The 24,697-nt window shown below is 70.6% G+C and carries 26 protein-coding genes; 15 read left to right on the top strand and 11 right to left on the bottom strand.

Annotation, left to right across the window (positions count from 1 at the left end; translation table 11 throughout):
- The first annotated feature begins 68 nt into the window (after positions 1-68).
- Together PUW82_RS14585 and PUW82_RS14580 are read left to right on the top strand one after the other, a co-directional pair.
- Positions 69-1,628 carry a tyrosine-protein kinase domain-containing protein gene (locus tag PUW82_RS14585; RefSeq protein WP_274223045.1) on the top strand — a complete coding sequence of 520 codons (1,560 nt, stop codon included), beginning with the start codon at positions 69-71 and terminating at the stop codon, positions 1,626-1,628.
- A gap of 6 nt (positions 1,629-1,634) precedes the next feature.
- A complete protein-coding gene (locus PUW82_RS14580) occupies positions 1,635-2,558 on the top strand; it encodes a hypothetical protein (RefSeq protein ID WP_274223044.1) in 924 nt (307 codons plus the stop codon).
- On the opposite strand, the gene PUW82_RS14575 is transcribed toward PUW82_RS14580, so the two are convergent.
- Positions 2,548-3,531: an LLM class flavin-dependent oxidoreductase gene (locus PUW82_RS14575; protein WP_274223043.1), complete on the bottom strand. Its 984-nt coding sequence runs from the start codon at positions 3,529-3,531 to the stop codon at positions 2,548-2,550. The genes PUW82_RS14580 and PUW82_RS14575 overlap by 11 nt on opposite strands.
- 143 nt (positions 3,532-3,674) lie before the next feature.
- Positions 3,675-3,845 (bottom strand): CsbD family protein, encoded by a 171-nt coding sequence (locus PUW82_RS14570; RefSeq protein WP_274223042.1) that lies wholly within the window; start codon positions 3,843-3,845, stop codon positions 3,675-3,677.
- Positions 3,846-4,210: 365 nt separating this feature from the next.
- Here PUW82_RS14570 and PUW82_RS14565 point away from each other — a divergent pair, with 365 nt between their 5' ends.
- The 6 genes from PUW82_RS14565 to PUW82_RS14540 all read left to right on the top strand — a co-directional run bounded on the left by PUW82_RS14565 (position 4,211) and on the right by PUW82_RS14540 (position 11,508).
- Positions 4,211-5,191 (top strand): ABC transporter substrate-binding protein, encoded by a 981-nt coding sequence (locus PUW82_RS14565; protein ID WP_274223041.1) that lies wholly within the window; start codon positions 4,211-4,213, stop codon positions 5,189-5,191.
- Between the two features lie 62 nt (positions 5,192-5,253).
- Entirely contained in the window at positions 5,254-6,801 is a 1,548-nt protein-coding gene (locus PUW82_RS14560) for a sugar ABC transporter ATP-binding protein (RefSeq protein ID WP_274223040.1), read from the top strand.
- Positions 6,798-7,841 carry an ABC transporter permease gene (locus PUW82_RS14555; protein ID WP_274223039.1) on the top strand — a complete coding sequence of 348 codons (1,044 nt, stop codon included), beginning with the start codon at positions 6,798-6,800 and terminating at the stop codon, positions 7,839-7,841. Before PUW82_RS14560 ends, PUW82_RS14555 begins: the two co-directional genes overlap by 4 nt.
- Entirely contained in the window at positions 7,838-8,857 is a 1,020-nt protein-coding gene (locus PUW82_RS14550; protein ID WP_274223038.1) for an ABC transporter permease subunit, read from the top strand. Before PUW82_RS14555 ends, PUW82_RS14550 begins: the two co-directional genes overlap by 4 nt.
- Before the next feature lie 82 nt (positions 8,858-8,939).
- Positions 8,940-10,502 carry a sugar ABC transporter ATP-binding protein gene (locus tag PUW82_RS14545; RefSeq protein WP_420792775.1) on the top strand — a complete coding sequence of 521 codons (1,563 nt, stop codon included), beginning with the start codon at positions 8,940-8,942 and terminating at the stop codon, positions 10,500-10,502.
- Positions 10,495-11,508: a LacI family DNA-binding transcriptional regulator gene (locus PUW82_RS14540; RefSeq protein ID WP_274223036.1), complete on the top strand. Its 1,014-nt coding sequence runs from the start codon at positions 10,495-10,497 to the stop codon at positions 11,506-11,508. The genes PUW82_RS14545 and PUW82_RS14540 overlap by 8 nt, the downstream gene beginning before the upstream one ends.
- 6 nt (positions 11,509-11,514) lie before the next feature.
- On the opposite strand, the gene PUW82_RS14535 is transcribed toward PUW82_RS14540, so the two are convergent.
- Positions 11,515-11,718 (bottom strand): hypothetical protein, encoded by a 204-nt coding sequence (locus tag PUW82_RS14535; protein WP_274223035.1) that lies wholly within the window; start codon positions 11,716-11,718, stop codon positions 11,515-11,517.
- Between the two features lie 101 nt (positions 11,719-11,819).
- Here PUW82_RS14535 and PUW82_RS14530 point away from each other — a divergent pair, with 101 nt between their 5' ends.
- Positions 11,820-12,716, top strand: a complete 897-nt coding sequence (locus PUW82_RS14530; RefSeq protein ID WP_274223034.1) for a hypothetical protein — start codon at positions 11,820-11,822, stop codon at positions 12,714-12,716.
- Between the two features lie 3 nt (positions 12,717-12,719).
- Here PUW82_RS14530 and PUW82_RS14525 read toward each other — a convergent pair whose 3' ends face one another.
- The 5 genes from PUW82_RS14525 to PUW82_RS14505 all read right to left on the bottom strand — a co-directional run bounded on the left by PUW82_RS14525 (position 12,720) and on the right by PUW82_RS14505 (position 16,738).
- Positions 12,720-13,196 (bottom strand): ASCH domain-containing protein, encoded by a 477-nt coding sequence (locus PUW82_RS14525; protein ID WP_274223086.1) that lies wholly within the window; start codon positions 13,194-13,196, stop codon positions 12,720-12,722.
- 109 nt (positions 13,197-13,305) lie between these two features.
- Positions 13,306-14,316 carry an SDR family oxidoreductase gene (locus PUW82_RS14520; protein ID WP_274223033.1) on the bottom strand — a complete coding sequence of 337 codons (1,011 nt, stop codon included), beginning with the start codon at positions 14,314-14,316 and terminating at the stop codon, positions 13,306-13,308.
- Positions 14,317-14,450: 134 nt separating this feature from the next.
- Complete coding sequence (locus tag PUW82_RS14515) at positions 14,451-14,792, bottom strand: hypothetical protein (protein ID WP_274223032.1); 342 nt, start codon at positions 14,790-14,792, stop codon at positions 14,451-14,453.
- Positions 14,793-14,849: 57 nt separating this feature from the next.
- Positions 14,850-16,319 (bottom strand): UDP-N-acetylmuramoyl-L-alanyl-D-glutamate--2,6-diaminopimelate ligase, encoded by a 1,470-nt coding sequence (locus PUW82_RS14510; protein WP_274223031.1) that lies wholly within the window; start codon positions 16,317-16,319, stop codon positions 14,850-14,852.
- A gap of 122 nt (positions 16,320-16,441) precedes the next feature.
- Positions 16,442-16,738, bottom strand: coding sequence for a DUF7882 family protein (locus PUW82_RS14505; protein WP_274223030.1), 297 nt, complete (start codon positions 16,736-16,738; stop codon positions 16,442-16,444).
- Between the two features lie 125 nt (positions 16,739-16,863).
- On the opposite strand from PUW82_RS14505, the gene ulaA reads away from it, so the two are divergent.
- Together ulaA and PUW82_RS14495 are read left to right on the top strand one after the other, a co-directional pair.
- The gene (gene ulaA, locus PUW82_RS14500; RefSeq protein WP_274223029.1) at positions 16,864-18,681 is read left to right on the top strand and encodes a PTS ascorbate transporter subunit IIC; all 1,818 of its coding nucleotides are present in this window, start codon (positions 16,864-16,866) and stop codon (positions 18,679-18,681) included.
- A complete protein-coding gene (locus PUW82_RS14495; protein ID WP_274223028.1) occupies positions 18,672-19,373 on the top strand; it encodes a sugar isomerase domain-containing protein in 702 nt (233 codons plus the stop codon). The genes ulaA and PUW82_RS14495 overlap by 10 nt, the downstream gene beginning before the upstream one ends.
- Here the strand turns inward: PUW82_RS14495 and PUW82_RS14490 are convergent.
- Both PUW82_RS14490 and PUW82_RS14485 read right to left on the bottom strand, forming a co-directional pair.
- Entirely contained in the window at positions 19,324-20,070 is a 747-nt protein-coding gene (locus tag PUW82_RS14490; RefSeq protein WP_274223027.1) for a GntR family transcriptional regulator, read from the bottom strand. The two genes, PUW82_RS14495 and PUW82_RS14490, sit on opposite strands and share 50 nt — an antisense overlap.
- 68 nt (positions 20,071-20,138) lie before the next feature.
- On the bottom strand, positions 20,139-21,665 hold the full coding sequence (locus PUW82_RS14485) for a SulP family inorganic anion transporter (protein ID WP_274223026.1): 1,527 nt from the start codon (positions 21,663-21,665) through the stop codon (positions 20,139-20,141).
- A 140-nt stretch (positions 21,666-21,805) separates the two neighbouring features.
- Between PUW82_RS14485 and PUW82_RS14480 the strand changes: the two genes are divergently transcribed.
- Complete coding sequence (locus PUW82_RS14480; RefSeq protein ID WP_420792774.1) at positions 21,806-22,159, top strand: MerR family transcriptional regulator; 354 nt, start codon at positions 21,806-21,808, stop codon at positions 22,157-22,159.
- A gap of 9 nt (positions 22,160-22,168) precedes the next feature.
- On the opposite strand, the gene PUW82_RS14475 is transcribed toward PUW82_RS14480, so the two are convergent.
- Positions 22,169-22,435, bottom strand: a complete 267-nt coding sequence (locus tag PUW82_RS14475; RefSeq protein ID WP_274223024.1) for a hypothetical protein — start codon at positions 22,433-22,435, stop codon at positions 22,169-22,171.
- A 168-nt stretch (positions 22,436-22,603) separates the two neighbouring features.
- Between PUW82_RS14475 and PUW82_RS14470 the strand changes: the two genes are divergently transcribed.
- From PUW82_RS14470 to PUW82_RS14460, 3 genes are read left to right on the top strand one after another with little or no spacing between them, the layout of a single operon-like run.
- Positions 22,604-23,425, top strand: coding sequence for an alpha/beta fold hydrolase (locus PUW82_RS14470; RefSeq protein WP_274223023.1), 822 nt, complete (start codon positions 22,604-22,606; stop codon positions 23,423-23,425).
- Positions 23,425-23,889 carry a RidA family protein gene (locus tag PUW82_RS14465; RefSeq protein ID WP_274223022.1) on the top strand — a complete coding sequence of 155 codons (465 nt, stop codon included), beginning with the start codon at positions 23,425-23,427 and terminating at the stop codon, positions 23,887-23,889. The genes PUW82_RS14470 and PUW82_RS14465 overlap by 1 nt, the downstream gene beginning before the upstream one ends.
- 40 nt (positions 23,890-23,929) lie before the next feature.
- The gene (locus PUW82_RS14460) at positions 23,930-24,649 is read left to right on the top strand and encodes an alpha/beta fold hydrolase (protein WP_274223021.1); all 720 of its coding nucleotides are present in this window, start codon (positions 23,930-23,932) and stop codon (positions 24,647-24,649) included.
- Positions 24,650-24,697 lie beyond the last annotated feature (48 nt).

Raw genomic sequence — 24,697 nt, 5'->3', positions numbered from 1 at the left:
GAAACATGCCTGTGGCAGACTGATCCGAGTTTCCGCCGTCGCCCCCCGGGCGCGCACCGAAGGGCAGCATGGAGCTCTCCGACTACATCCGCATTCTCCGGAAGAACTGGATCGTGATCCTGGCGGTGACGCTCGTGGGCGTCGGCGCCGCGGCCGCGTACTCGCTCACCCGGACTCCGACCTACGAATCCTCGAGCACCGTCTTCGTCTCGACGCAGACCTCCGGCAGTGTCGCCGAGCTGCAGCAGGGGTCGACGTTCGCCCAGGCGCGCATCAACACGTACGTCGGGCTCGTGTCGACGCCGATCGTCATGAACCCGGTCATCGCCGAGCTCGGCCTCGGGATCACGGCGGGCCAGCTGGCCGAGAAGGTCAACGCCAGCACCGCGCTGAACACGACGCTCATCACGATCAGCGTCGAAGACACCGACCCGGTCGCCGCGGCGGACATCGCCAACGCGCTCGCGGCCAGCCTGTCGGCCGCGGTCCCCGCGATCGAGCCGGCCAGCGACTCGGGCGCGAGCCCCATCCAGCTCTCCCGCGTTCGCGACGCCCAGCCCGCGCTGACCCCCTCGAGCCCCAATGTGCCGCTGAACCTCGCTCTCGGCCTGCTCGTCGGCCTCGCGCTGGGCGTCGGCATCGCCGTGCTGCGGACCGTCCTCGACACCCGCATCCGCAACTCGCGCGATGTGGAGCAGGTCACCGAGTCGCCCCTGATCGGCGCGATCGCGTTCGACCCGAAGGCCAAGGAGCGGCCGCTCATCGTGCACGCCGACCCGCTGAGTCCGCGGGCCGAGTCGTTCCGGGCGCTGCGCACCAACCTGCAGTTCCTCGACATGGGCGGCCGCGCGAGCTTCGTCGTGACGAGCTCGGTGCCCAGCGAGGGCAAGTCGACCACGACGATCAACCTCGCGATCGCCCTGGCCGACGCGGGCAAGAAGGTCGCGCTGCTCGACACCGACCTGCGCAAGCCGAAGGTCGACGAGTACCTCGGCCTCGAGGGTGGCGCGGGCCTGACCGACGTGCTCATCGGACGGGCGCGTCTCGGCGATGTCATGCAGCCGTGGGGTGGCCGCAGCCTGTACGTCCTGCCGTCGGGCAAGATTCCGCCGAACCCGAGCGAGCTGCTCGCCTCACCGCAGATGCACAAGCTGCTCGAGGTGCTCGAGCGCGACTTTGACGTCGTGCTCTGCGACGCTCCCCCGCTGCTGCCGGTCACCGACGCCGCGATCCTCGCACGCGCCACGAGCGGCGCGATCGTCGGTGTCGCCTCGGGCCGGACGACGCGTCACCAGCTCAAGGGCGCGGTCGATGCACTGCAGACCGTCGACGCGAAGGTCGCCGGCATCGTCCTGACGATGGTCCCCACTCGCGGCCCCGACGCCTACTACGGCGGGTACGGGTACGGCTACGGCTATACGGAGCGTGAGAACGAGGAGCGAGCCGCACGTCGGAGCGCCCCCGCCACGCAGACGAAGAAGGCCAAGAAGGCCAAGCCGCCGCGCGGTCGACGCGGGTCCGCCGCGTCCGCTCCGGTGGCGACCGAGCCGGCACCGACGTTGAGCGACCTCGGCTTCCGCAGCCGCGCCGCGAACGACCCCGGCCGTGCGGGAACGTCCGAGGGATGACGCGTCATGGCGCGGCCTGACCTGAGCGCCTCGCCGGCGGCGCGCGCGCTGGCGGTCGTCGCCGTGGTCGGGCTCGCGCTCGCCGTCGTCGCGCTCACGGTGCTCGCGCTGCAGCGCGACACCAGCCTCGACCCGGCCGCCGCCACGCCGGCTCCGGTGCCGAGCTTCTCGTTCCGCGGGTCCGACACCCCGCCCCCGTCCGCGACGCCGAGCGATGCGCCGCCGCTGCCGGCGACCTCCGGCGCGGGTGAACGGTTCCTCGCCCAATCCTCCGAGGGCACCTTGTGGCGCGCCACCGCCGGCGCCTGCGACGGGGAGGAACCGCTCGTCGAGCGCTCCGACGATGCCGGGCAGACCTGGGCCGATGTGACGCCGCGCTACCGCGGCATCGAGCGCGTCCGCGCGCTCTACGGGTTCTCGGGGACGGAGGCCGAGATGGTCGTCGACCTCGCGGGGTGCGAGGCGGAGTGGCTGCGCACCTTCACGCAGGGGAACTTCTGGGAGCTCTACCCCGAGCTGCTCGAGCAGGCGACGTATCCCTCGCTGGACGCTCCCGCCGTGCTGGTGACGCCCGGCGGCGACGTGCCGTTGCCGTGCCCCGCACCGAGCAGCATCCGCATCGGCTCGCAGCAGACCGCTCTCGTGTGCGACGGCGTACCGCAGGTGCGCGTCGGGTCGGCCCCGTGGACGCCGCTGCCCGTCGATCAGGTCGTCGCCGTCGACGTGCTGGGCCGATCGACCGCTGTCGCCCGCGTCGACCCCGAGGCCTGCGCCGACGGTCTCGCGCTGGCGTGGATCGACGACGACGACGCCGTCACCCCGGCGGGATGCCTCGACGCGGCCGATCCCGCCGTCCCGACCGCGGTCGCCGCGCTCGACGACATCCTGATCGTCTGGTCGGGCGACCGGGTCGAGACCTTCACCCGCTGAAGCGTTCCCGCAGGGCGGCGAGCAGGCGGGTCGCGCGTTCGCCGAGGAAGGCGCGCTGGTCCTGTGCGATCTCGTGGATGTACAACCGGTCGAACCCGGCATCGACGAGGTCGCCGAGGCGGTCGGCGAGCGCGGCGATGCCTTCGGCCGATTCCTCGGCGATCATGACGTGCTCGGCGAGCTCGGCGTCGGTCGGGTTGCCCGCCCGCGCCGCGAACTCCTCGGGCTGCGCGATGTCCCACGCCTCGGGCGGGGCGACGACGCCGTGCACCCACTGGTCCCGGGCGACGGCGATCGCCTCGTCGACCGACCCGGCGAGCGAGATGTGCACCTGCAGACAGGTCGGCCCGAGCCCGCCGGCATCCAGGTAGGCGTCGACGATCTCGGCGACCTGCGCGCGTTCGGTCCCCACGGTGACGAGGCCATCGGCCCAGCCGGCGGCCCACCGCGCGGTCTCGGGCGACGCGGCCGTCGCCATCAGGGTCGTCGGTCCGGCGGGCAGGCTCCACAGCCGCGCCTCGTGCACACGGACGCGTCCCTCGTGCGTGACCGTCTCTCCGGCGAGCAGTCCCCGCATGACCTCGACGCATTCCCCGAGTCGGGCGGTGCGCTCGTCCTTGGACGGCCACGGGTCGCCGGTGACGTGCTCGTTGAGCAGCTCACCGCTGCCGAGGGCGGCGAAGTACCGTCCGGGGAACATCTCGCACAGCGTCGCGATGGCGTGCGCGCTGAGGACGGGGTGGTGGAGCTGTCCGGGCGTGGCGACCGAGCCGATCGGGAATCGCGTCGACGCGAGGGCCGCGCCGAGCCAGGCGATGACGTTCCCGGAATGCCCCTGCTGCGGTGTCCACGGCGAGATGTGATCGGCGCTGAACGCGCCGTCGAACCCCACCCGTTCGGCAGCGATCACGGCATCCAGCAGCGCGCTGGGCGCGAGTTGTTCGTGCGAAGCGTGGTATCCGATGAAGGCCATACTCCAGTGTTCCCGAGCGGCAGTCGCGGGCGCCGCCCGCTTGCCTCGGGCAGCGGTGGTGCGGTATCGCGGGCGCCGTCACCCCCGCACACGCAGAACACCCCGGGTCGAGATGACCCGGGGTGTTCGCGCGAAGGAGCGTCTTACTTGAAGGCGTCCTTGACGTTCTCGCCGGCCTGCTTGACGTTGGCGGCGGTCTGGTCCTTGTGACCTTCGGCTTCGAGACGCTCGTTGTCGGTCGACTTGCCGGTGGCTTCCTTCGCCTTGCCGGCAACGTCCTGAGCGGCGTTCTTGATCTTGTCGTCGAGTCCCATAATCGGCCCCTTCCCTCGATCTGCGTCCGGGGCTGTATGCCCGGATGCCGGGACGGTTCATCCCGGTCATCACACGGTAGATCGCGTCGATCCGCGCGTGCACCCACTCGCGTTCCCGCGGCGAATGAGGTAGACGCGCGCGGCCAGTCCACCCGCAACGGTGCGCGTGAGCGCCGTGTGAGCGCTCACCTCGCGAGCGGTTCCTCGCGCGTCGCGATGCACTGCCGGGCCCGCCGTTGCCCATTCGTGATACGGAGAACTCTTGACAGCACCGGGAATGTGAGCGCTAACATTCGAGCGTCGCCGCAAGGCAGACACGCATCAGAGATCCGGCGACGTTGCCGGACGAAACGAGGAGGTTTCCGATGTCCCAGGTGAAGTCCGTCATCACCGCTGTCGCCATGCTCGGCGTGGTCGCGCTGAGCGCCACCGCGTGCGCGAGCTCCAGCTCACCCGGCGGCTCGGGCGGTGACGACGTCATCACGGTCGGGTTCGCACAGACCGGCTCCGAGAGCGGCTGGCGCAGCGCCAACACCGAGTCCATGAAAGAGGCTTTCTCGGCCGAGAACGGTTTCGACCTGATCTTCAACGCCGCCGACAACAAGCCTGAAGCGCAGATCGCCGCCGTCCGCAGCTTCATCAACCAGGGCGTCGACGCGATCGTCCTGGCACCCATCGTCAGCGACGGATGGGACGACGTGCTGAAGGAGGCCAAGGATGCCGGCATCCCCGTCATCCTGGAGGACCGCACCGTGTCGGCGTCGGAGGACCTCTACGCCAGCTGGGTCGGCCTCGACTTCGAGCAGGAGGGCAAGACCGCGGGCGAATGGGTCGCCGAGACCGTCGGCGCCGAGCCGGCCAACCTCGTGATCCTCGAGGGCACCACCGGCTCGTCCGCAGCGACCGACCGGCAGACCGGGTTCGACGCCGCCATCGCGAGCAGCGACATCACGGTGCTCGACTCGCAGACCGGCAACTTCACCCGCGCCGAGGGCAAGACGGTGATGGAGGGCTTCCTGCAGAAGTTCGGCTCCGACATCGACATGCTCTTCGCCCACAACGACGACATGGGCCTCGGCGCACTCGACGCGATCAAGGCGGCGGGCATGACGCCCGGGACCGACATCCAGATCGTCACCATCGACGCCGTCAAGGACGGCATGACCGCCCTGGCCGACGGCGAGTTCAACTTCATCGTCGAATGCAACCCGCTGCTGGGCGAGAAGACCGCGGAGGTCGTGAAGTCGGTGCTGGCCGGAGAGACGGTCGACAAGCAGTACATCGTCGAAGACCAGAGCTTCACGCAGGAGCAGGCCAAGGAAGTCCTCGACAGCCGCCCCTACTGATCCGACACCGGGTGGCGGCCGGAGCAACGGCCGCCACCCCCACTCCAGAAAGCGGGTCGATGATGACCACTGAACGCCCGGTCGCGGTCGCGATGCGCGGGATCACCATCCAGTTTCCGGGGGTGAAAGCCCTCGACGCCGTCGACCTCACCCTCTACGGGGGCGAGGTCCACTCCCTGATGGGCGAGAACGGCGCCGGCAAGTCCACGCTGATCAAGGCCCTCACCGGCGTGTACGCCATCGACGACGGCACCATCGTCGTCGCGGGCGAGGAGCGCTCGTTCCGCAGCACCGCCGACGCGCAAGCCGCCGGCATCTCCACCGTCTACCAAGAGGTCAACCTCTGCGCCAACCTCTCGGTCGCCGAGAACGTGATGCTGGGACACGAGGTCCGCCGCGGCGGCCGCATCGACTGGGCCGCCACGCACACGGCCGCGGCGGGTCACCTCGCCGAGCTCGGCGTCGACATCGACACTCGATCCGTCCTGGCGAGCCACTCCATCGCGGTGCAGCAGCTGGTCGCCATCAGCCGCTCGATGGTCATCGACACGCGCGTGCTCATCCTCGACGAGCCGACGTCGAGCCTGGACCGCGGCGAGGTCGAGCAGCTCTTCGCCGTCATGCGACGGCTCCGCGACCGCGGCGTCGCGATCCTGTTCGTCTCGCACTTCCTCGACCAGATCTACGAGGTCTCCGATCGCCTCACGGTGCTCCGCAACGGCGGGCTCGTCGGCGAGTACCCGATCGCCGAGCTCGGCCGCGAGGCGCTGGTGGCCCGCATGATCGGGCGCGAGCTCAGCGCGCTCGACGCACTCTCGTCCACCGCCGAACGCGAGATCGATCGCACCGCGGTGCCGGTCCTGCGGGCCACCGGCATCGGACGCCGCGGCGTGATCGAGGCCGCCGATCTCGATGTCCACGCCGGTGAGATCGTCGGCCTCGCCGGCCTGCTGGGCTCGGGACGGACGGAGTTGGCACGGCTGCTCGCCGGCGCGGACCGATCGGATGCCGGCACGATCGAGGTCAACGGAGCACCGACGCGCCTCACCACGCCCCGCCTCGCACTCGATCGCGGCATCGCGTTCTCGTCGGAGGACCGCCGCTCCGAGGGTGTCGTCGGCGACCTCACCGTCGCCGAGAACATCGTGTTGGGCGTGCAAGCCCGACGCGGCGCCCTCCGCCGCGTTCCGCAGAGCGAACGCGACGCCATCGTCAGCGAATACCTCACCGCCCTGGGCGTGCGGCCGGCCGATCCCCATGCACTCGTCCGCAACCTCTCGGGCGGGAATCAGCAGAAGGTCCTGCTGGCGCGCTGGCTCGCCACGGCGCCCGAGCTGCTGATCCTCGACGAGCCCACGCGCGGCATCGATGTCGGTGCGAAGGCCGACATCCAGCGCAAGGTGGCCGAGCTCGCCGCGCAGGGGCTGGCGGTCGTCTTCATCTCGTCCGAGCTCGAAGAGGTCCTGCGCATCGCGCAACGCGTCGCCGTGCTGCGCGATCGCCGCAAGATCGGCGAGCTCATGACGCAGGATGTGGACGTCGACACGTTGGTCGCCTTCATCGCCGAAGGCGACTCCGAGAATTCCTCGGGTAAGGAGAAGATCGCGTGAAGAAGCTGATCACCCACCGGCTCGTCTGGCCGATCCTCGCCCTGGTGGCGCTGATCGCCGTGAACACGGTGTCGCGACCATCGTTCCTGAGCGTCACGGTGCAGAACGGGCAGCTCTACGGCTCGCTCATCGACATCCTGCGCAACAGCGCGCCGCTCATGCTCGTCGCCCTCGGCATGACGCTCGTCATCGCCACGCGCGGCATCGATCTCTCGGTCGGCGCCATCATGGCCGTCTCGGGAGCCGTGGCGTTGACGATCATCGAGGCCTCACCCGAGCCCGGCAGCCTCGGCGTCGTCGCCCTGGCGATCGCGGCCGCTGTCGGCACCTCGTTGGTCCTGGGAGTCTGGAACGGCTTCCTCGTCGCCGTCCTCGGCATCCAACCGATCATCGCCACCCTCGTGCTCATGCTCGCAGGGCGCGGCGTCGCGCTGTTGATCACGGGCGGCTTCATCACGACGATCAACAGTGAGCCCTACCAGTTCATGGCGCAGGGCTACGTGTTCGGCCTGCCGTTCGCCTTCTGCGTCTCGCTCGCGGCCATCGCGGTGGTCGCGCTGGCCCAGCGCCGCACCGCCCTGGGGATGCTCACCGAGGCGGTGGGCATCAACCCGGAGGCGAGCCGCCTTGCGGGGGTCCGCTCACGCGGCATCATCTGGGGCACGTACGTCGCGAGCGGCACGCTCGCCGGCGTGGCCGGCATCCTGTACAGCTCGAACATCATGGCGGCGGACGCCAATGCCGCCGGCATGTACATCGAGCTCGACGCCATCCTCGCGGTCGTCCTCGGCGGCACCTCGCTGGCGGGCGGCAAGTTCACCCTCGCCGGCACCGTCGTGGGCGTGTTCACCATCCAGACCCTCAAGACGACCATCACCTTCCTGGGTGTGCCGCCGGCGGTGAGCCCGGTGTTCATGGCCGCGGCCGTGCTGGTCGTCGTCCTGCTGCAGTCGCGCCGCGTGCGCGGCTGGTTCGCCGCCGGCGCTCGCTCCTCGGCGCGATCGACCTCGCCCCGCTCCGACGCAAAGGTGCTCTCATGACCTCGCTGACCGCCCCGCCCCGCGCACACGAGCGCACGCTCAGCCCCTGGCACCGCTTCCTGTCGCGCCACGTCGCCCTCGTGCCGGTGTTCGCGGCCGCCGCGATCCTCGTCGTGATGATCGTCGGCGCGATGATCAACTTCCCGAACTTCCAGCTGCCGCGCATCCTGTCGTCGATCCTGCTCGACAACGCGTACCTGCTCGTCCTCGCCGTCGGGATGACCTTCGTCATCCTGACCGGAGGCATCGACCTCTCGGTCGGCGCGGTGATGGCCTTCACCGGCATCCTGTGCGCCCGTCTGCTGTCGGAGGGGATCCCCGTCGCGGTCGCGGTTCCCGCCATGATCGCCATCGGCGGGACGATCGGGCTGCTGATCGGGGTGCTGGTGCAGTTCTTCGACGTCCAGCCGTTCATCGCCTCGCTCATCGGGATGTTCCTGGCCCGGGGTCTCGCCTTCGTGGTCAGCTTGGAGTCGATCAAGGTCGAGGACGACGGGCTGCTGTGGCTGCAGTCGACGCGCCTCGCCGTGGGCGACTGGTACATCACACCCACCGGCATCCTGGCGCTGCTCACCGTCCTGCTGGCGGCGCTCGTGCTGCGCTACACCCGGTTCGGACGCACGGTGTACGCGATCGGCGGCAGTGAGCAGTCGGCGCGGCTCATGGGTCTGCCCGTTGTGCGCACCCGGCTGCTGGTCTACGTGATCAGCGGAGTGTGCGCCGGCGTCGCCGGCATCGTGCTGACGGCTTACTCGGGGGCGGGGTACCCGCTCAACGGCATCGGCACCGAGCTCGACACGATCGCCGCCGTCGTCATCGGCGGCACGCTGTTGACGGGCGGGAGCGGATTCGTCGCCGGGTCGCTCATCGGCGTCTTCGTGTACGGCCTCATCCGGACGATCATCTCCTTCCTCGGCGCAGAGCAGTCGTGGACCCGCATCTCGGTGGGCGCGCTGCTGCTCGTGTTCGTCGTGGTGCAGCGCCTGATCGTCGGCCGGTCCGCCACCCGGCGGTGACGACCGTCTCGACCGTGTTCACGGGTCGGCCGCGCCCCCATCCGGCGCGGCCGACCCGGGGCGGTGGCGGCGGGACGGCATGATGGTGCGCATGGATCCCGAGGCGGTGCCGACGCTCGAGGTGCGCGGCGCCGAGGTGCGCTTCGGGCCCGAGCAGGCGCTGGCCGACGTGCATCTGCGCCTGTACCCGGGCGAGGTGCACTCGCTGATGGGCGAGAACGGAGCCGGCAAGTCGACGCTCATCAAGGCCATCACCGGCGCGCTGCGGCTCGACGCGGGCGAGATCCTCATCGGCGGCGAGCCGGCACGCCTCGGACGCCCCGCGGATGCCATCGCCGCCGGGATCTCGACCGTCTATCAGGAGATCGACCTCCTCCCCAACCTCACGGTCGCCGAGAACGTCTCGCTCGGCCGCGAGCCGCGGCGCTTCGGGCTGATCGACCACGCCGAGATGCAGCGCCGCGCCGCGACGGTGCTCGCGTCACTCGGCCTCGCGATCGACCCCGGTTCCCTGTTGTCGTCGCACTCGCTCGCGGTGCAGCAGCTGGTCGCCATCGCGCGGGCGGTGTCCGGACCGGCGCTGCGGGTGCTGGTGCTCGACGAGCCGACCTCGAGCCTCGATGCCGACGAGGTGGCCGAGCTGTTCCGCGTCGTCCGCGAGCTCACCGCCGGCGGAACCGCGGTGCTGTTCGTGTCTCATTTCCTCGACCAGGTCTACGAACTGTGCGACCGGATCACCGTCTTGCGCGGCGGCCGCTTCGTCGGCGAGTACTCCACCACGGAACTGCTCCGCGTCGATCTCGTCGAGAAGATGCTCGGCGAGTCGGCGGCACGGCTCGCGGCGATCGATCACGACGCGGCTCCCCCGGCCGATGGCCCGCTGGTCCTGTCGGCTCGAGCCGCCCGGACCAGTCGCATCCGCCACGCGTTCGACCTCGATGTCGCCGAGGGCGAGGTGATCGGCTTCGCGGGGCTGTTGGGCTCCGGCCGCACCGAGATCGCCCGGGCGCTCTCGGGTGTCGACACCGTGGACGAGGGGCGCGTCTTCCTCGACGGGGCTCCGCTCGGGGGCGGGGGCGCACGGGATGCCATCGGGCGCGGAATCGTGTACTCCTCCGAGAATCGTCGCAGCGAGGGCGTGCTGGGTGATCTCACCGTGCTCGAGAACATCACCCTCGCCCTGCAGGTGCAGCGCGGCATCCTGCGGCCGGTCGGCGCGGCACGAGCGCGGGAGCTCGCCCGCAGCTGGGTCGAGGCGCTCAGCATCCGCCCCGCCGACATCGATCGGCCGGTGCGGGAGCTGTCGGGCGGCAACCAGCAGAAGGTGCTGCTGGCTCGTCTGCTCGCCCTCTCGCCGCGCGTCGTCGTGCTCGATGAGCCCACCCGCGGGATCGATGTGGGGGCGAAAGCCGAGGTCCAACGCCTGGTGGGCGAGCTCGCCGACAACGGCGTCGCGGTCGTCTACATCTCGGCGGAGCTCGACGAGGTCCTGCGGGTCTCGCACACGGTCGCCGTGGTGCGCGATGGACGCATCGCCCACGTCATCCCGAGCGCCGATCTCACGACCGACGGCCTCATCGCTCTCGTCGCCCGCGCCGACGACGACGACGACCGGGACGATGGGGCTGGGGGCACGGATGACTGACGCGCGCACGCCCCGTTCCGCCAACATCTTCGACGTCGCCCGCCTCGCCGGGGTCTCGCATCAGACCGTCTCACGCGTCCTGAACGACATGCCCAACGTGCGACCGGCCACGCGGGAGCGGGTCGAGAAGGCCATCGCACAGCTGCGGTACAGCCCCTCCCCCGCCGCCCGTGCTCTCGTGACGCGCCGCACCCGCACGATCGGGCTGATCACGCCGGGAACCGTTCAGTACGGTCCGACGTCCGTCGCGACGCACTTCAACTTCGCTGCGCGCTCGGAGCGCTACAACGTCGACGCCATCAGCTCGCCCGAGAGCGACGTCGCCGCGGTGCGCGCAGCCATCGACGGGCTGCTGCGCCAGCGCGTCGACGCGATCGTGCTCATCGTCGTCGACCTCGACGTGCTCGCGGCCGTGCAGGGGCTCGAGCTCGACGTGCCGCTGGTCGCGGTGGCCGCCACCAGCCGCCCGCATCCGCAGCTCGTCGCGATCGATCAGTACCACGGCGCGCGGAGCGCCGTACGGCATCTGGCCGAGAGCGGCCATCGACGCATCCACCACATCGCGGGGCCGGTGCGCAATCCCGACGCCGCCGAGCGCATCCGCGGGTGGCGCGACGAGCTCGTCGCACGCCGACTCGACGTGCCGTCGCTCGTCCACGGGGATTGGTCGGCCGCGAGCGGTTTCGCGATCGCCGTCGAGAGCGAGATCGCTCCGGGCGACGCCATCTTCGTCGGAAACGACCACATGGCGATCGGCGTGCTGTCCGCCCTACGCGAGCGGGGACTGCGGGTCCCGGAGGACGTCGGGATCGTCGGTTTCGACAATGTGCCCGAGGCGGCGTTCCTCTACCCGGCGCTGACGACGGTCGAGCAGGACTTCCCCGCGCTGGGTGCGCTCATCATGCAGAAGGTGCTGCTCGTGGTCGAGCAGCCCGACGTCGTGACCGAGGCGACTCCGCTGCCGACGCGATTGATCGTCCGGCAGTCCACCGCCGCCGGCCGCTGATGTCACTCAGCGGCGAGGCGGACCGTCCCCGCCGCGTCCGCCGCGGCGTCCACCGCGCAGGCGGATGACGCCCACCACGACGAAGAGCGCCGCCGCGATGAGGTTCAGCGCGCCCGTCCCGGTGGATCCGTTCGCGAGCGACAGGATGCCGGCGAGCGCGAACAGCACGGCTGCGGCGAAGGCGAGGATCATCACGGTTCTGTTCGTCATCGGTGCCCCGTTCTCGATGGGCCCCTGAGCGGCCACGGCGCCACGCTACGGCATCCGGTCGCTCCCAGGTTTCTCGGGCGCGCGTACGCGACGATCGATGCATGGCCGCGCGATCCGGGATGCAACGACGACGTCGGCGCATCGCGATCATCGCGACGCTCATCGCGGTGCCGGCGCTGCTTGTGACCCTCATCGTCGCGATCGGAGTCACGGCTGCCAGCGTGCTGTCGTCGCCCGGTCTCGGCGCGACGCCGCTGCTCGGCGAGGAACCGCGCGCCCTGCCGCCCAACGCCGGCCAGATCGAGCCCGGGAACCTCATCGACGACGAGCTCTTCTTCGATCGCGACGCCCTGTCGGCCGAGCAGATCCAGCGCTTCCTCGACGAGAAGATCGGGGACTGTGCCAACGGGCAGTGTCTGGACGTCGCGACCGCCGGCATCTCGTCGCGCGAGGAGCGGGTGTCCGAGCGCACCGGCGAGGTGATCTGCCGGGCGATCGAGGGCGGCGAGCTGCCGGTCTCGGAGATCATCTACCGCGTGCAGCAAGCGTGCGACATCTCGGCGCGGGTGATCCTGGTGACGCTGCAGAAGGAGCAGTCGCTCGTCGAGGGCCGCGCGGCGCGGGCGCCCTCGGAGGCGCGGCTGCGTGCGGCGATGGGTGCAAGCTGCCCCGACACCGCTCCGTGCGACCCGCAGTACGAGGGCGTCGGCGCGCAGATCGTCGCCGGCACCACCGACCTCGCCTCGTACCGGGCGTCGAACTTCATGCGCCAGCCCGGCACGCACTTCATCGCCTACCACCCGAACAGCGACTGCGGCGGCACGGATGTCGCGATCGAGAACGACGCGACGGCGGCGCTGTACAACTACACGCCCTACCAGCCGGACGCTGCGGCGCTCGAGTCCGGCTGGGCGAGCGGCGGCCCGTGCTCGTCGTACGGCAACCGCAACTTCGCGTACTACTTCGCCCTCTGGTTCGGTTCCGTCCGCGCGTCGTGACGGCTAGGGCCGCGCGGCCGTCAGGTCGTCCGCGTGCGCGGGCGGCCAGACGACGGCGAAGCGCTCGAACACGATCTCCTCGTCCTCCGACCATTCCGCGCCGCGCGCTGCGGCGACCCGTGTCCAATACCGTCGGTGCTCACGCCGCCAGCTCTCGAGCGTGCCGTCGTCCTCGCCCTCGTCGGCGGCGAACGGGGCGTCGGCACTGGCGAAGTCGCCGAGCCGCAGCTCGGTCGTCCGGATGATGAGGCGCGGCGCGCCGGAGCTGTCACACGCGATCCAGTGCGACCCGATGCGGGGCACGAGATCGCCGCGGCTCACGAAGTCGGCGACCAGCTCAGCGGTGGCGCGTTTGCGTCCCGACAGCACGATCTCAAGCAGTTCGTCCGCGAGCCGCGCGGAGTCGCCGAAGTGTTCGACGGTGTACTCCGGCGCTGCCCGGACGGCCTCGGGATGTACTGACCGGTACTGCTCCCACATCACCGCGGCCGCGTCGACGTCGAGCGGCAGTGCTTGCGAAGACAGGCCGGGTTCACTCACTCTCCGATCCTGCCACTCGGCTGCGACGCCCGCGGGTGCCCGCTCCCCTTCAGCGCCGGCGCAGCAGCGAGACCGCGCCCGCGACGACGCCGCTCGCGGCGGCCGCGGCAGCGGCGTACAGCGGCGTGCGGTGCCGGATGGCCCAGGTCTGGATGCTGCCCGAACGCGCGCGATCGTCGAACGCGCCGTGCGCGCCGTGGTCACCCGGCACCGGCTCGTACAGGTTCGGCGCCGCGCCCGACGGTGTCGAATCCGGGGCGAACTGGCCCTCCCACGCATTCTTCGCGAGGTACCAGTCGAGGAAACGTCCCGCGACGCGCGTGCCGAGGATGAGGCCGACGGTCGACTCCCCCACCCAGGTGCGCCGGCGGGGCTTGTCGGCCACGTCGGCGACGGCGCGGGCGCCCACCTCGGGCTGGTAGATCGGGGGCACCGGCTGCGGGTGGTGCGGGAAGTCGGACTTCACCCAGCCGAACTGCGTCGTGTTCAGGGCGGGCATGTCGACGATCGAGACGGCCACCTGGCTGCCCTCGTGCGTGAGCTCCGAGACGACCGAGTCGGTGAAGCCGTGGACGGCGTGCTTCGCCCCGCAGTACGCGGCCTGCAGCGGGATGCCGCGGTGCGCGAGCGCCGAGCCGATCTGGATGATGTGACCGCGGTCGCGGGCTCGCATGCGGCGCAGGGCCGCGCGGGTGCCGTTGACGGCCCCGAGGTAGGTGACGGCGGTCGCGCGGTCGAAATCGTCAGCCGAGGTGTCGAGGAAGGTCGAGATCGCTCCCGACATGACGTTGTTCACCCAGAGGTCGATCGGTCCGAGACCGCGCTCGACCTCGTCGGCAGCGCGCTCGACCGCGTCGTTGTCCGACACGTCGACCGAGACGCCGAGGCCCCGACGACCGGCGGCCTGGACCTCGGCGACCGCGGCGTCGACGCCGTCGCGGCCGCGGGCCAGCACAGCGACATCCCATCCGCGGTCCGCGAGCTCGCGCACGATGGCGCGTCCCAGTCCCGCGCTTCCGCCGGTGACGACGGCGACGCCGCGTCCTTCTGCCTGAGCCATGACGATTCCCTCCACCGAGATATCCACGGTGGACACTCGCGATCTCGCGACCATTGTTGGTCGCCGCGAGCGCGACGAGGGACCGGTTGCACCTCGACCGTCGATGGTCTAGGTGCGGGCGGGCAGGAACGCGCTCAGCGCATCCCCGACATGCGGTCCCATTCGATCGACTTGAACTGCAGGAAGGTGCAGAGGTTCGCAGCCAGGGCCACTTCGGCAGCAAGGCCCGACATCTGCTGCGGTTTGAGCGTGAGGTCGTCCGTGCGCGCCGTCAGGGTCGCCTCCCACTCGAGCTCGTCGATCCCGCGCGGCTGCATGTAGACCTCGGCCGGCGCATTGCGCAGATGCATGATCACGAGGCCGGTGTCGAGGCCCTCGGAGCCGTCCTGGATCGCGACCTTCACCGACAACTCCTGCGTCTGCTCCTGCGCAAGGAACTCCGACACCCACTCCTCGAGCAGTGTCTTGGTCCTCACCGGAACCCGTGGCGCGTCGTCACTCATCGAGACGAATATGCCACATCAGGCGGGTGGTCAGGGCAGCGCGGATGCGGCAATTCTGACGTCGTCGAACGGAACGACCTCGTCGCCGACAAGGCGCGAGGTCTCGTGCCCTTTCCCGGCGATCAGGACGGTGTCGTCGGGACCGGCGGCGGCGATGGCGTCACGGATGGCGGACGCCCGGTCGCGGTCGACATGCACGGCATCCGCCCGCCGGAATCCGGCGAGCACGTCGGCGATGATGGCGTCGCCGTCCTCGTGGTGCACGTCGTCGTCCGTGAGCACCACGAGGTCGGCGCCGACCTCGGCGATCCGCGCCATCTCGGGTCGCTTGCCACGATCGCGATCGCCGCGGCAGCCGAAGACCAGCACGAGCCGGCCGGCCCGTGACGCGAACGCGGCGAGCGCCTGCTGCAGCCCGTCGGGCGTGTGCGCGTAGTCGACGACGACCCGGGGCGCGCCGTCGCCTCCGGCATGGACGACCTGCATGCGTCCGGGCACGCGAGCGATGTCGCCGACCGCCGTCGCGATGTCCGCGGCACGCGCTCCGTGGGCGTGGAGAATCGCGGCCGTCATCGCGATGTTGTCGACGTTGAAGCGACCGATCAGCGGCGAGCGCACCTCGATTCGTTCGCCGTCGATGTCGAGCGTGAAGTCGGCGCCGTCGCCGCGGAGCCGGATGTCGCCGGCGCTGACCTCGGCGGCACCGCGTCTCATCGTCGACACTCCGACCCGTCGCACCCCCGCGGGCGGCACGAGCGAACCGACGAATGGATCGTCGAGGTTGAGCACGGCCGCTCGGATGCCGCGCAGCGTAAGGATCCGACGCTTGACGGCGGCGTATTCATCCATCGACCCGTGATAGTCGAGGTGGTCGCGGGTGAGGTTGGTGAACGCGGCGATGTCGAAGCGGCATCCGTTCCCCCGCCCTTGCGCGAGCGCGTGCGAACTCAGCTCGATGCCGACGGCGCGGGCTCCTGCGGCTCGCAGGTCGGCGAGCAGCTCGTGCATCTCGACCACCGACGGCGTGGTGAGGGCGGTCCGCACGAGGGCTCCGTGCAGACCGGCGCCGAGGGTGCCGATGCTCGCGGCCGTGATGCCGAGGCGGTCCCAGCTCTGCGCGAGCAGCTGCACCGTCGAGGTCTTGCCGTTGGTGCCCGTCACGCCCACGAGCGTCATATCCGCAGACGGGCGGCCGGTGTAGTCGTCGGCGAGCGCCCCGATGACGTCACGGAGTCCCCGGACGCCGCGAACGCGCGGGTCGCCGCTCGCGCCGCCGGTCTCCACGACCTCGAGGTCGACGAGCACGACTGCTGCGCCGCGGTCGAGCGCCTGCGCGATGTGCGTGCCGACCCGGTCGCCGCGCCCGAGGGCGACGAACACGTCACCGGCGTCGACGGCACGACTGTCGCTGCGCAGCCGCCGGCCCAGCACACGTTCGCCGGCGGCCGCTGCCGCCCAGCGTCCCAGATCGAGCGTTCGGTTCTCGCCGACGTTCACCATGCACCACCCCATCGACGTTCTCCATCGATGGTGCACGCCCGCCGGTCAAGGCACGGTCGATATGTGGCCCGAACGGGGCATGTGCGGCCGAAATTGGCCGGATGGCGCGGGGCGCGGGGCGATCAGCCCTGGGGCTCGGGCACCATCCGCAAGCCGTCGGCACTGTTCGCCGACTCCATCAGGGCGTCGATCCAGCGCGGGTTGATCTGCGGTTGCCGGCTGCCGGCGAACTGGAACTGCACCGAGATCGTCGGGTGCAGCCAGAAGTCGCGACGACTCGTGCCGTGGGGAGAAGTCGTCTCGAACATGAGGGGCTCGCCGCGGCGCAGCTTCGTCATGATGACCAAGCGCAGATGCGCGAGCGCGCGGTCGTCCATCTCGACCGAGTTGGTCGCGTTGTCGTAGAAGAATCTGCCCACCGGGCCAGCCTAGGCGGCGTCTGGCGGGCCGGGGCAGGTCGAATATGATGCGCGGTCTCGAATTGGGCTATACCATTGCGCCAGGCTCCATCATCGTCCGCACCCGCTCCGACGTCAGGGGAAGCATGCCCACCTTCGAGGACCTCGTCGAGGTCATCACGAACAATCTCTTCGGCCAAGTCGCCGTCCTCATCGGGATCATCGCGATCGTCGGCTTGGCGCTGCAGCGAAAGCCCGTCGAACAGGTCATCGCCGGCGGCCTGCGAGCGACGATCGGCGTCGTCGTGCTGAACATCGGCGTCGAGATCTTCACCGGGGGCCTCGCGAGCTTCCAGGTGATCGTCGCGAGCGCCCTCGGCCTCGACCCGCCGACGTCGGATGCGACGCTCTCCGACTTCACGGCCGGCCAGGGCTCCGTCGTGCCGCTCATCATCGCGGGCGGCTTCGTCGTGCATCTCGTCCTCGTGCGGATCTTCCGGGCCGCACGGTTCGTGTACCTGACGGGCCACCTCATGTACTGGATGAGCGTCGTGATCGCCGCGAGCCTCGTCGAGGCGTTCGGTGACGTCAACCGCTGGGTGCTCGCCGGTGTCGGGTCGCTGCTGATCGGCTGCTACTGGGTGCTCCAGCCCCTGTGGACGGCGCCCCTCATGCGGCGCGTCATGGGCGACGACGAGGTGGGCCTCGCGCACACCGACTCGACGATCGCGATCGCGGCCGGGTACGGCGCGCGCGCGCTGCGACTGGGCGACCCGAAGAAGCACGACTCCGAGAACCTGAAGCTGCCCCGTGCCCTGTCGTTCTTCAAGGACATCAACGTCTCGACGGCGTTCGTCATCGGCGTCATCATGCTGATCGCCATCGTGTTCGCCGATCAGGGGATCGTCGCCGAGCAGATGGGCGACGCGACCGTGCTCCCCGGCGTCTGGGCCCTGTTGCAGGCGCTGCGCTTCGCCGCCGGAATCGCGATCCTCCTGTTCGGCGTGCGCATGTTCCTCTCCGAGATCGTCCCCGCCTTCAAGGGACTCTCCGAGCGGGCACTGCCGGGCGCGAAGCCCGCCCTCGACCTGCCGGTGACCTTCACGCGAGCGCCGACGTCCGTCATGATCGGCTTCCTCGCGTCGACCGGAACGTTCCTCGCCCTCATGATGCTGTTCGCCGGGGCCGGGTGGTTCGTGCTCGTTCCGCCGATGATCATGCTGTTCTTCGGCGGCGGCGCCGGCGGCGTGTTCGGCAACGCGGTGGCGGGCTGGCGCGGCGCCGTGTTCGGCGGCGTCCTCAACGGCGTCGTGCTCGCGTTCGGTCAATGGATCGGGTGGGGCGTCTGGGGCGGCACGGCCCCCGAGCTGGCGACGCTCGCCGATGCCGACTGGTTCGTCGTCGGGTGGACCCTGCGCGGGCTGGGCGGCCTGCTCGCTCCGCTGGGCACGACCGCGGCGCTATGGATCCTCGCGGCGATCGTGGTCGCCGCGACGGTCGCCGTCCTCCTGGTCCTCGGACGCCGCTCGCGGCAGACGCCCGGCAGGGCATCCATCGACGCGTCCGACGTGCCGGTCACCGCGGGTGACGTGCCCGGCACAGCGACCGCGTCCCGTCCGTCCACCGCCGGCGAGTCCGCACCGACGCCCGCCGCGACGCGCGTGACCGACCGCCCCGAGACCCTGACGGTGCTCGCGGTCTGCGGCGCAGGCATGGGGTCGAGCCTCATCCTGCGCACGACGACGCAGCGCGCGTTCGAGCAGCTCGGCGTGACGGCATCCGTCGACAACACCGACATCGGCTCGGCGCGCGGCCAACGACCGGATGTCGTGATCGGGCAGACGTCGTATCTTTCCGAGGTCGGCGACATCGCGCCCGTGACGGTCGCGATCACCCACTTCGTGGACGTCGCTCATGTGCGCGAGCAGCTTCGCGCAGGACTCGAGAAGAAGGGATGGCTGTGATGACCAGCCTCGGAGAGTTCGTCGACGGCGTCGGCGAACGCAACGCCGCGCAGATCGATCAGGCGGCGCGAGCGATCGCCGACACCGCCGCCGCCGGCGGCCTCGTCCGTCCCACGGGCGCGGGTCACTCGTTGGCCGCGGTGCTCGAGACGTTCTTCCGCGCCGGCGGACTCGCGTTCGTACGGCCGATCTGGCACCCGCGCATCCTGCCGCTGACGGGAGCGGCCGCCGCCACCTCTGCCGAGCGCGAGGTGGGCCTCGGGGCCGAGGCGGCGCGCGCCGCGGGCATCGAGGCGCGCGACACCGTCGTCGTGTTCTCGAACTCGGGCACGAACCCGTTCCCCGTCGAGGTCGCCGAGGCGGGTCGGGCGGCCGGCGCTACCGTGATCGCGGTCACGTCCCGCCGTTCGAACGAGGCGGCGCCCCGCCGCGCCGCGCACCGTCTCATCGACGTGGCCGACATCGTCATCGACACGGCGGTACCCCCGGGCGACGCGACGTGGCCGCCCGAGGCCCCGGTGACGGCGCCGGTGTCGAGCCTGGCGACGAACACCGTGTGGACGCTCGTGCTCCGCCGGGTCTACGAGCTCGCGCCCGAGGCGCCGCGGTGGCGCAGCGCCAATGTGCCGGGCAACGACGAGGTCAACCGCGAACTCTCAGCGCGCTTCGCGGGGCGGATCCCCGAGCTGTGATCGGCGCGAGCTGCGCCGACAGCTCGAACCGCGCCGCCGAGTAGGTCGACACGGTCCGCTCGACGACGACGCCCTGCGACTCGGAGGTCCGGATGAGCTCGAGCACGGGTGCGCCGGCGGCCAGGCGCAGGGTGGCCGCGTCGTCGTCGCGCACGATGCCGGCGCGGATCACCTGCTCGCCGGCGTCGAATCGCACGTCGTACTCCTCGAGCAGCACCCGGTACAGCGAGTCGGCGGCGAAGTCGTAGCGTTCGAGGCCCGGCACGACGTCGGCGCGCAGGTGGGTGCGCTCGATCGCCATGGGCGTACCGTCGGCCAGGCGCAGGCGGACGAGCACGAGCACCGGATCGCCCGGCGCCATCCCGAAGACCGCGGCCTCGGCGGCATCCGCGTCGACGGTCTCGAGTCGCAGCACGGTGCTCGACGGCTCGTGTCCGCGTGCCCGCATGTCTTCGGTGAAGCTCGTCAGCTGCAGCGGCATCGAGACGGCGGGGCGCGAGACGAAGGTGCCTCGGCCGACCTCGCGGGTGAGCAGCCCCTGACGCACGAGCTCGTCGATCGCGCGGCGGGCGGTCATGCGCGAGACGCCGGTCTCGTCGGCGAGCTGGCGCTCACTGGGCACGGGCGCGCCGATCGCGGACGTGCCGATGCGCTCGAGGAGCATGTCGGCCAGCTCGCGGTATTTGGGCGCGGTCACGCCTCGATCTTCCCACCCGCTCGCACGCGCACCCTGGACGCGCCCCCGGCCCCGCTGGTGGCGCGGGTTCAGTGCCCGCCGACGGCGCCGGTGAGGCGTCCGTGCAGAGCGGATGCCGCGGGGTTCAGGCCCGCGATCGTCACGGTCTTGCCGAGCCGCTCGTATTTGCTCACCACGGCGTCGAGCGCGGCGACGGTCGAGGCGTCCCAGACGTGCGACCGGCTCATGTCGATGACGACGCGCTCGGGGTCGGCGGCGTAGTCGAACTGCGTGGTGAGGTCGTTGCTCGACGCGAAGAACAGCTCGCCGTCGACGACGTAGTGCGCCGTCGACCCGTCCGCGTCGACGGCGACCGACCGCGTGACGGTGACGAAGTGGGCGACCCGACGGGCGAACATCACCATCGCGGCGACGACACCGAGCACGACGCCGATGGCGAGGTTGTGCGTCCACACCGTCGCGATGACCGTGATCAGCATGACGGCGGTCTCGCTCTTCGGCATCCGGCGCAGGGTGCTCGGGCGCACGCTGTGCCAGTCGAACGTCGCGACCGTCACCATCACCATCACCGCGACGAGAGCCGCCATCGGGATGATCGCGACGACATCGCCGAGCACGAGCACGAGGATCAGCAGGAAGACCCCCGCGAGGAAGGTCGAGATACGCGTGCGCGCACCCGACGCCTTGACGTTGATCATCGTCTGGCCGATCATCGCGCAGCCGCCCATGCCGCCGAACGCGCCCGAGAGGATGTTCGCCGCACCCTGACCGAGGGCCTCGCGCGTCTTGCGCGAGCGGGTGTCGGTGATCTCGTCGACGAGCTTGGCGGTCATGAGCGACTCGAGCAGCCCGACCACCGCCATCGCGAGGGCGTAGGGAGCGATGATCTGCAGCGTCTCGAGCGTCAGCGGCACGTCGGGGAACAGCAGCGCGGGCAGGCTGTCGGGCAGCTCGCCCTGGTCGCCCACGGTCGGCACCCGCCATCCGAATGCCACGACCGCGGCGGTGAGCAGCACGATCGTGACGAGCGGGGCGGGCACCACGCGGGTCAGACGTGGCATGAACACGAGAATCAGCAGACCGACGGCCACGAGCGGCCAGACGAGCCACGGGATGCCGTCGCCGAACAGCTGCGGCAGCTGCGCCGTGAAGATGAGGATGGCGAGCGCGTTGACGAAGCCGACCATGACGGAGCGCGGGATGAACCGCATGAGCTTCGCGACGCTGAGCACCGCCAGGACGATCTGGATGAGCCCGCCGAGGATGACGGTGGCGATGAGGTAGTCGACGCCGTGCTCGCGCGCGACGGGGGCGATGACGAGGGCGATCGCTCCGGTCGCCGCGGTGATCATGGCGGGCCGGCCGCCGAGGAAGGCGATGGCGACCGCCATGACGAACGACGAGAAGAGCCCGAGGCGCGGGTCGACCCCGGCGATGATCGAGAACGCGATGGCCTCGGGGATCAGCGCGATCGCGACGACGAGGCCGGCGAGCACCTCGCGGGTGAGCAGGCGGGGGCTGCGCAGCGCCTGCAATACGGTCGGCTCGATGCGAGAGCGGGCGGCGGCGTCACGGCCGGGGATGACAGCAGACACGGGGCCTCCAGGCGGGCGCGGATGCCGTCCGCGGGCGGGGAGAATGAAGGGGGCGCGAGAACCGCGCCGAGAGCAAATGTTACGTAACGTGAGGTTTGCTGTCGAATCCGGGAGGACGTCGCGTGACCGAGGAACGCACGATGCGCATCGGAGAGGTGACCGAGCGCACCGAGCTGTCGTTCCGCACGCTCCGCCACTACGACGAGATCGGCCTCGTCACCCCCTCCGCCCGCACCAACGGCGGGTTCCGGCTGTACACCGAGAGCGACGTCAGCCGCATCCTGCTCATCCGTCGGATGAAGCCGCTCGGCTACAGCCTCGACGAGATGCGCGAGCTGCTGGATGTCGTCGACGCGCTCGCTGCGCGCCCCGGCGACGACGAGCTGCGGGCGCGACTCGAGACGATTCGCACCGAGGCCGCCGAGCGTCGCGCGAAGCTGACCCGTCAGGTGGCGATGGCCGACGAGTTCCTCGAGCAGCTCACCGGCATCTGACGCTCGCGCTCACGCATAGGCGCGGTGGACGTGCCACCCGCCCTCGCCGCAGTAGACATCGAAGACGAACGAGCAGCCCTCGGGATCGGTGCCCTGGAACCGCCACCCGTACAGTCCGCGGCGACGGTCGTCGGCGACGTCGAGCGACCACACCGAGTCGCGCAGCCGCGTCGGGGTGTCACTGACCGTCCAGCGACGACCGCCGTAGAACATGCGGGCGGGGATGTCGTCGACGAGCCAGAGGGTCACGTCGTGAGAGCTCGTCGTATCGGTCATGGCATCCGAGAATAGAACAAATCTTCGATTCTCTCTACCGCCGTGTTCTCATCCTCGCGGGGTAGACGGCCCCCGGAAGATACCTCCCGTGGGGGCCGCGAGCCGCCGACGCCCGTCGATAGCGTCGGAGCGCACGATCGCCCCCTTGAGAACAGGACAACACCGCGAATGCCCTTCTTCACCACGTCCGACGGCATCGAGATCTACTACACCGAGCAGGGCACCGGTCAGCCGGTGCTGCTCAGCCACGGATGGCCGCTGAGCTCGGATGCCTGGCAGGTCGAGCTCAAGGTGCTCTCCGATGCCGGCTACCGGGCCATCGCCCACGACCGCCGCGGACACGGCCGTTCCGAGAAGACCGCGTCGGGCCACGACATGGACACCTATGCCCGCGACCTCGCCGAGCTCGTCGCCGCCCTCGACCTGCGCGACCTCGTGCTGATCGGCCACTCGACCGGTGGGGGCGAGGTCGTCCGGTACGCGGCCCAGCACGGCGTCGGCCGCGTCTCCAAGGTGATCACGATCGGTGCCGTGCCGCCGATCATGGTCGCCGGCGACACCAATCCCGATGGGCTGCCGATCGAGGTCTTCGACGGCATCCGGGCGGGTGTGCTGCAGGATGCCTCCCAGTTCTACCGCGACCTGACGGAGTCGTTCTTCGGGGCGAACCGCGATGGCTCGTCCGTCTCGCAGGGCGCGAAGGACGACTTCTGGCGACAGGGCATGCTGGTCAACCTCTCCGCCGCCTACGACTGCATCGCCGCGTTCTCCGAGACCGACTTCACCGACGACCTCGTCGCACTCGACGTGCCGATCCTCCTCGCACATGGCGACGACGACCAGATCGTGCCTCTCGGCGCGGCATCGGCGAAGGCAGCCGAGCTCGTCACGCACGGCACCCTGAAGGTCTACCCCGGTGCTCCCCACGGGATCTCGGGGTCGTTCCGGGCGGCCCTGCACGCCGACATCCTCGAGTTCATCGCGCACTGATGGGCACCGTCACTGCACGCCTGGCAGAGCTCGGCATCGCCATCCCGCACCGCTCGCCGTCACCGGCCGGAACCTACGTTCCGGCCGTGCTCAGCGGCAACCAGGTGATCACCGCCGGGCAGCTGCCCTTCGTCGACGGCGTCCTGCCCGTCACCGGCAAGGTCGGCGCCGCCGTGAGCCTCGATGAGGCCGCTGCGTGCGCGCGCACCAGCGCCCTCAATGCCCTGTCGGCGATCGCCGAGGTGCTCGGCTCGCTCGATCGGGTGACCCGCATCGTCAAGGTCACGGGCTTCGTCGCCTCCGACCCGGACTTCACAGCTCAGCCGAGCGTGCTCGACGGCGCATCCGCAGTCCTGGGCGCCATCTTCGAAGACGCCGGCGTCCACGCTCGCAGCGCCGTGGGTGTCGCCGTGCTCCCTCTCGACGCGCCCGTCGAGGTCGAGCTCACCGTCGAATTCGCCTGACGCCCACCCTTCGCCTGATCCCCACACAAGGAGAACATCCATGTCCACTCCCATCACCGTCGTCCTCGTCCACGGCGCCTTCGCCGAGTCCGCGAGCTGGTCGGGCGTCATCCCGCGGCTGACGGATGCCGGCATCCCCGTCATCGCCACACCGAACCCTCTGCGCAGCGTGGCCACCGATGCCGAGAACGTCCGCCGGACGGTCGCGGGCGTCGAGGGGCCCGTGCTGCTCGTCGGCCACTCCTACGGCGGGGCCGTCATCACCGAGGCGGCCGTCGAGAACCCGGACGTCGTCGGGCTCGTCTACGTCGCCGCGTTCGCCCCCGACCACGGTGAGAACGCGCTCGAGCTGACCGCGAAGTTCCCGGGCAGCACGCTCGGCGAGACGGTTCGCGCCTACCCGCTCGGCGACGGCACGAACGACCTGTACGTCGACCGTGCGCTGTTCCCGAACCAGTTCGCCGCCGACGTCGCGCCCGACGAGGCCGCGGTCCAGGCGCGCACGCAGCGCCCGATCCGTGACGCGGCCCTGGGCGAGCCGCAGCCCGCCGCAACACCCGCGTGGAAGACACTGCCGTCGTGGTTCGTCTTCGGCGACGCCGACAAGAACATCCCGGTCGAGGGTCTGCGGTTCATGGCGCAGCGCGCCGGCGGTCTGACCGTCACCGAGGTTCCCGGCGCGTCGCACTCCGTCATGGTCTCGCAGCCTGACGCGGTGGTCGCCGTCATCACCGAGGCGCTGGCGCACCTGGCCCGATAACACCGCGCCCGGGCGATGCCCAGCCGGCGTTCCGGCGTCCTCTTCGAG

The organism is Microbacterium thalli (assembly GCF_028737325.1).
GTDB lineage: Bacteria > Actinomycetota > Actinomycetes > Actinomycetales > Microbacteriaceae > Microbacterium > Microbacterium thalli.
Note: the sequence above shows the minus strand (reverse complement) of the source record. Positions and strands in the feature narration are given on the sequence as shown.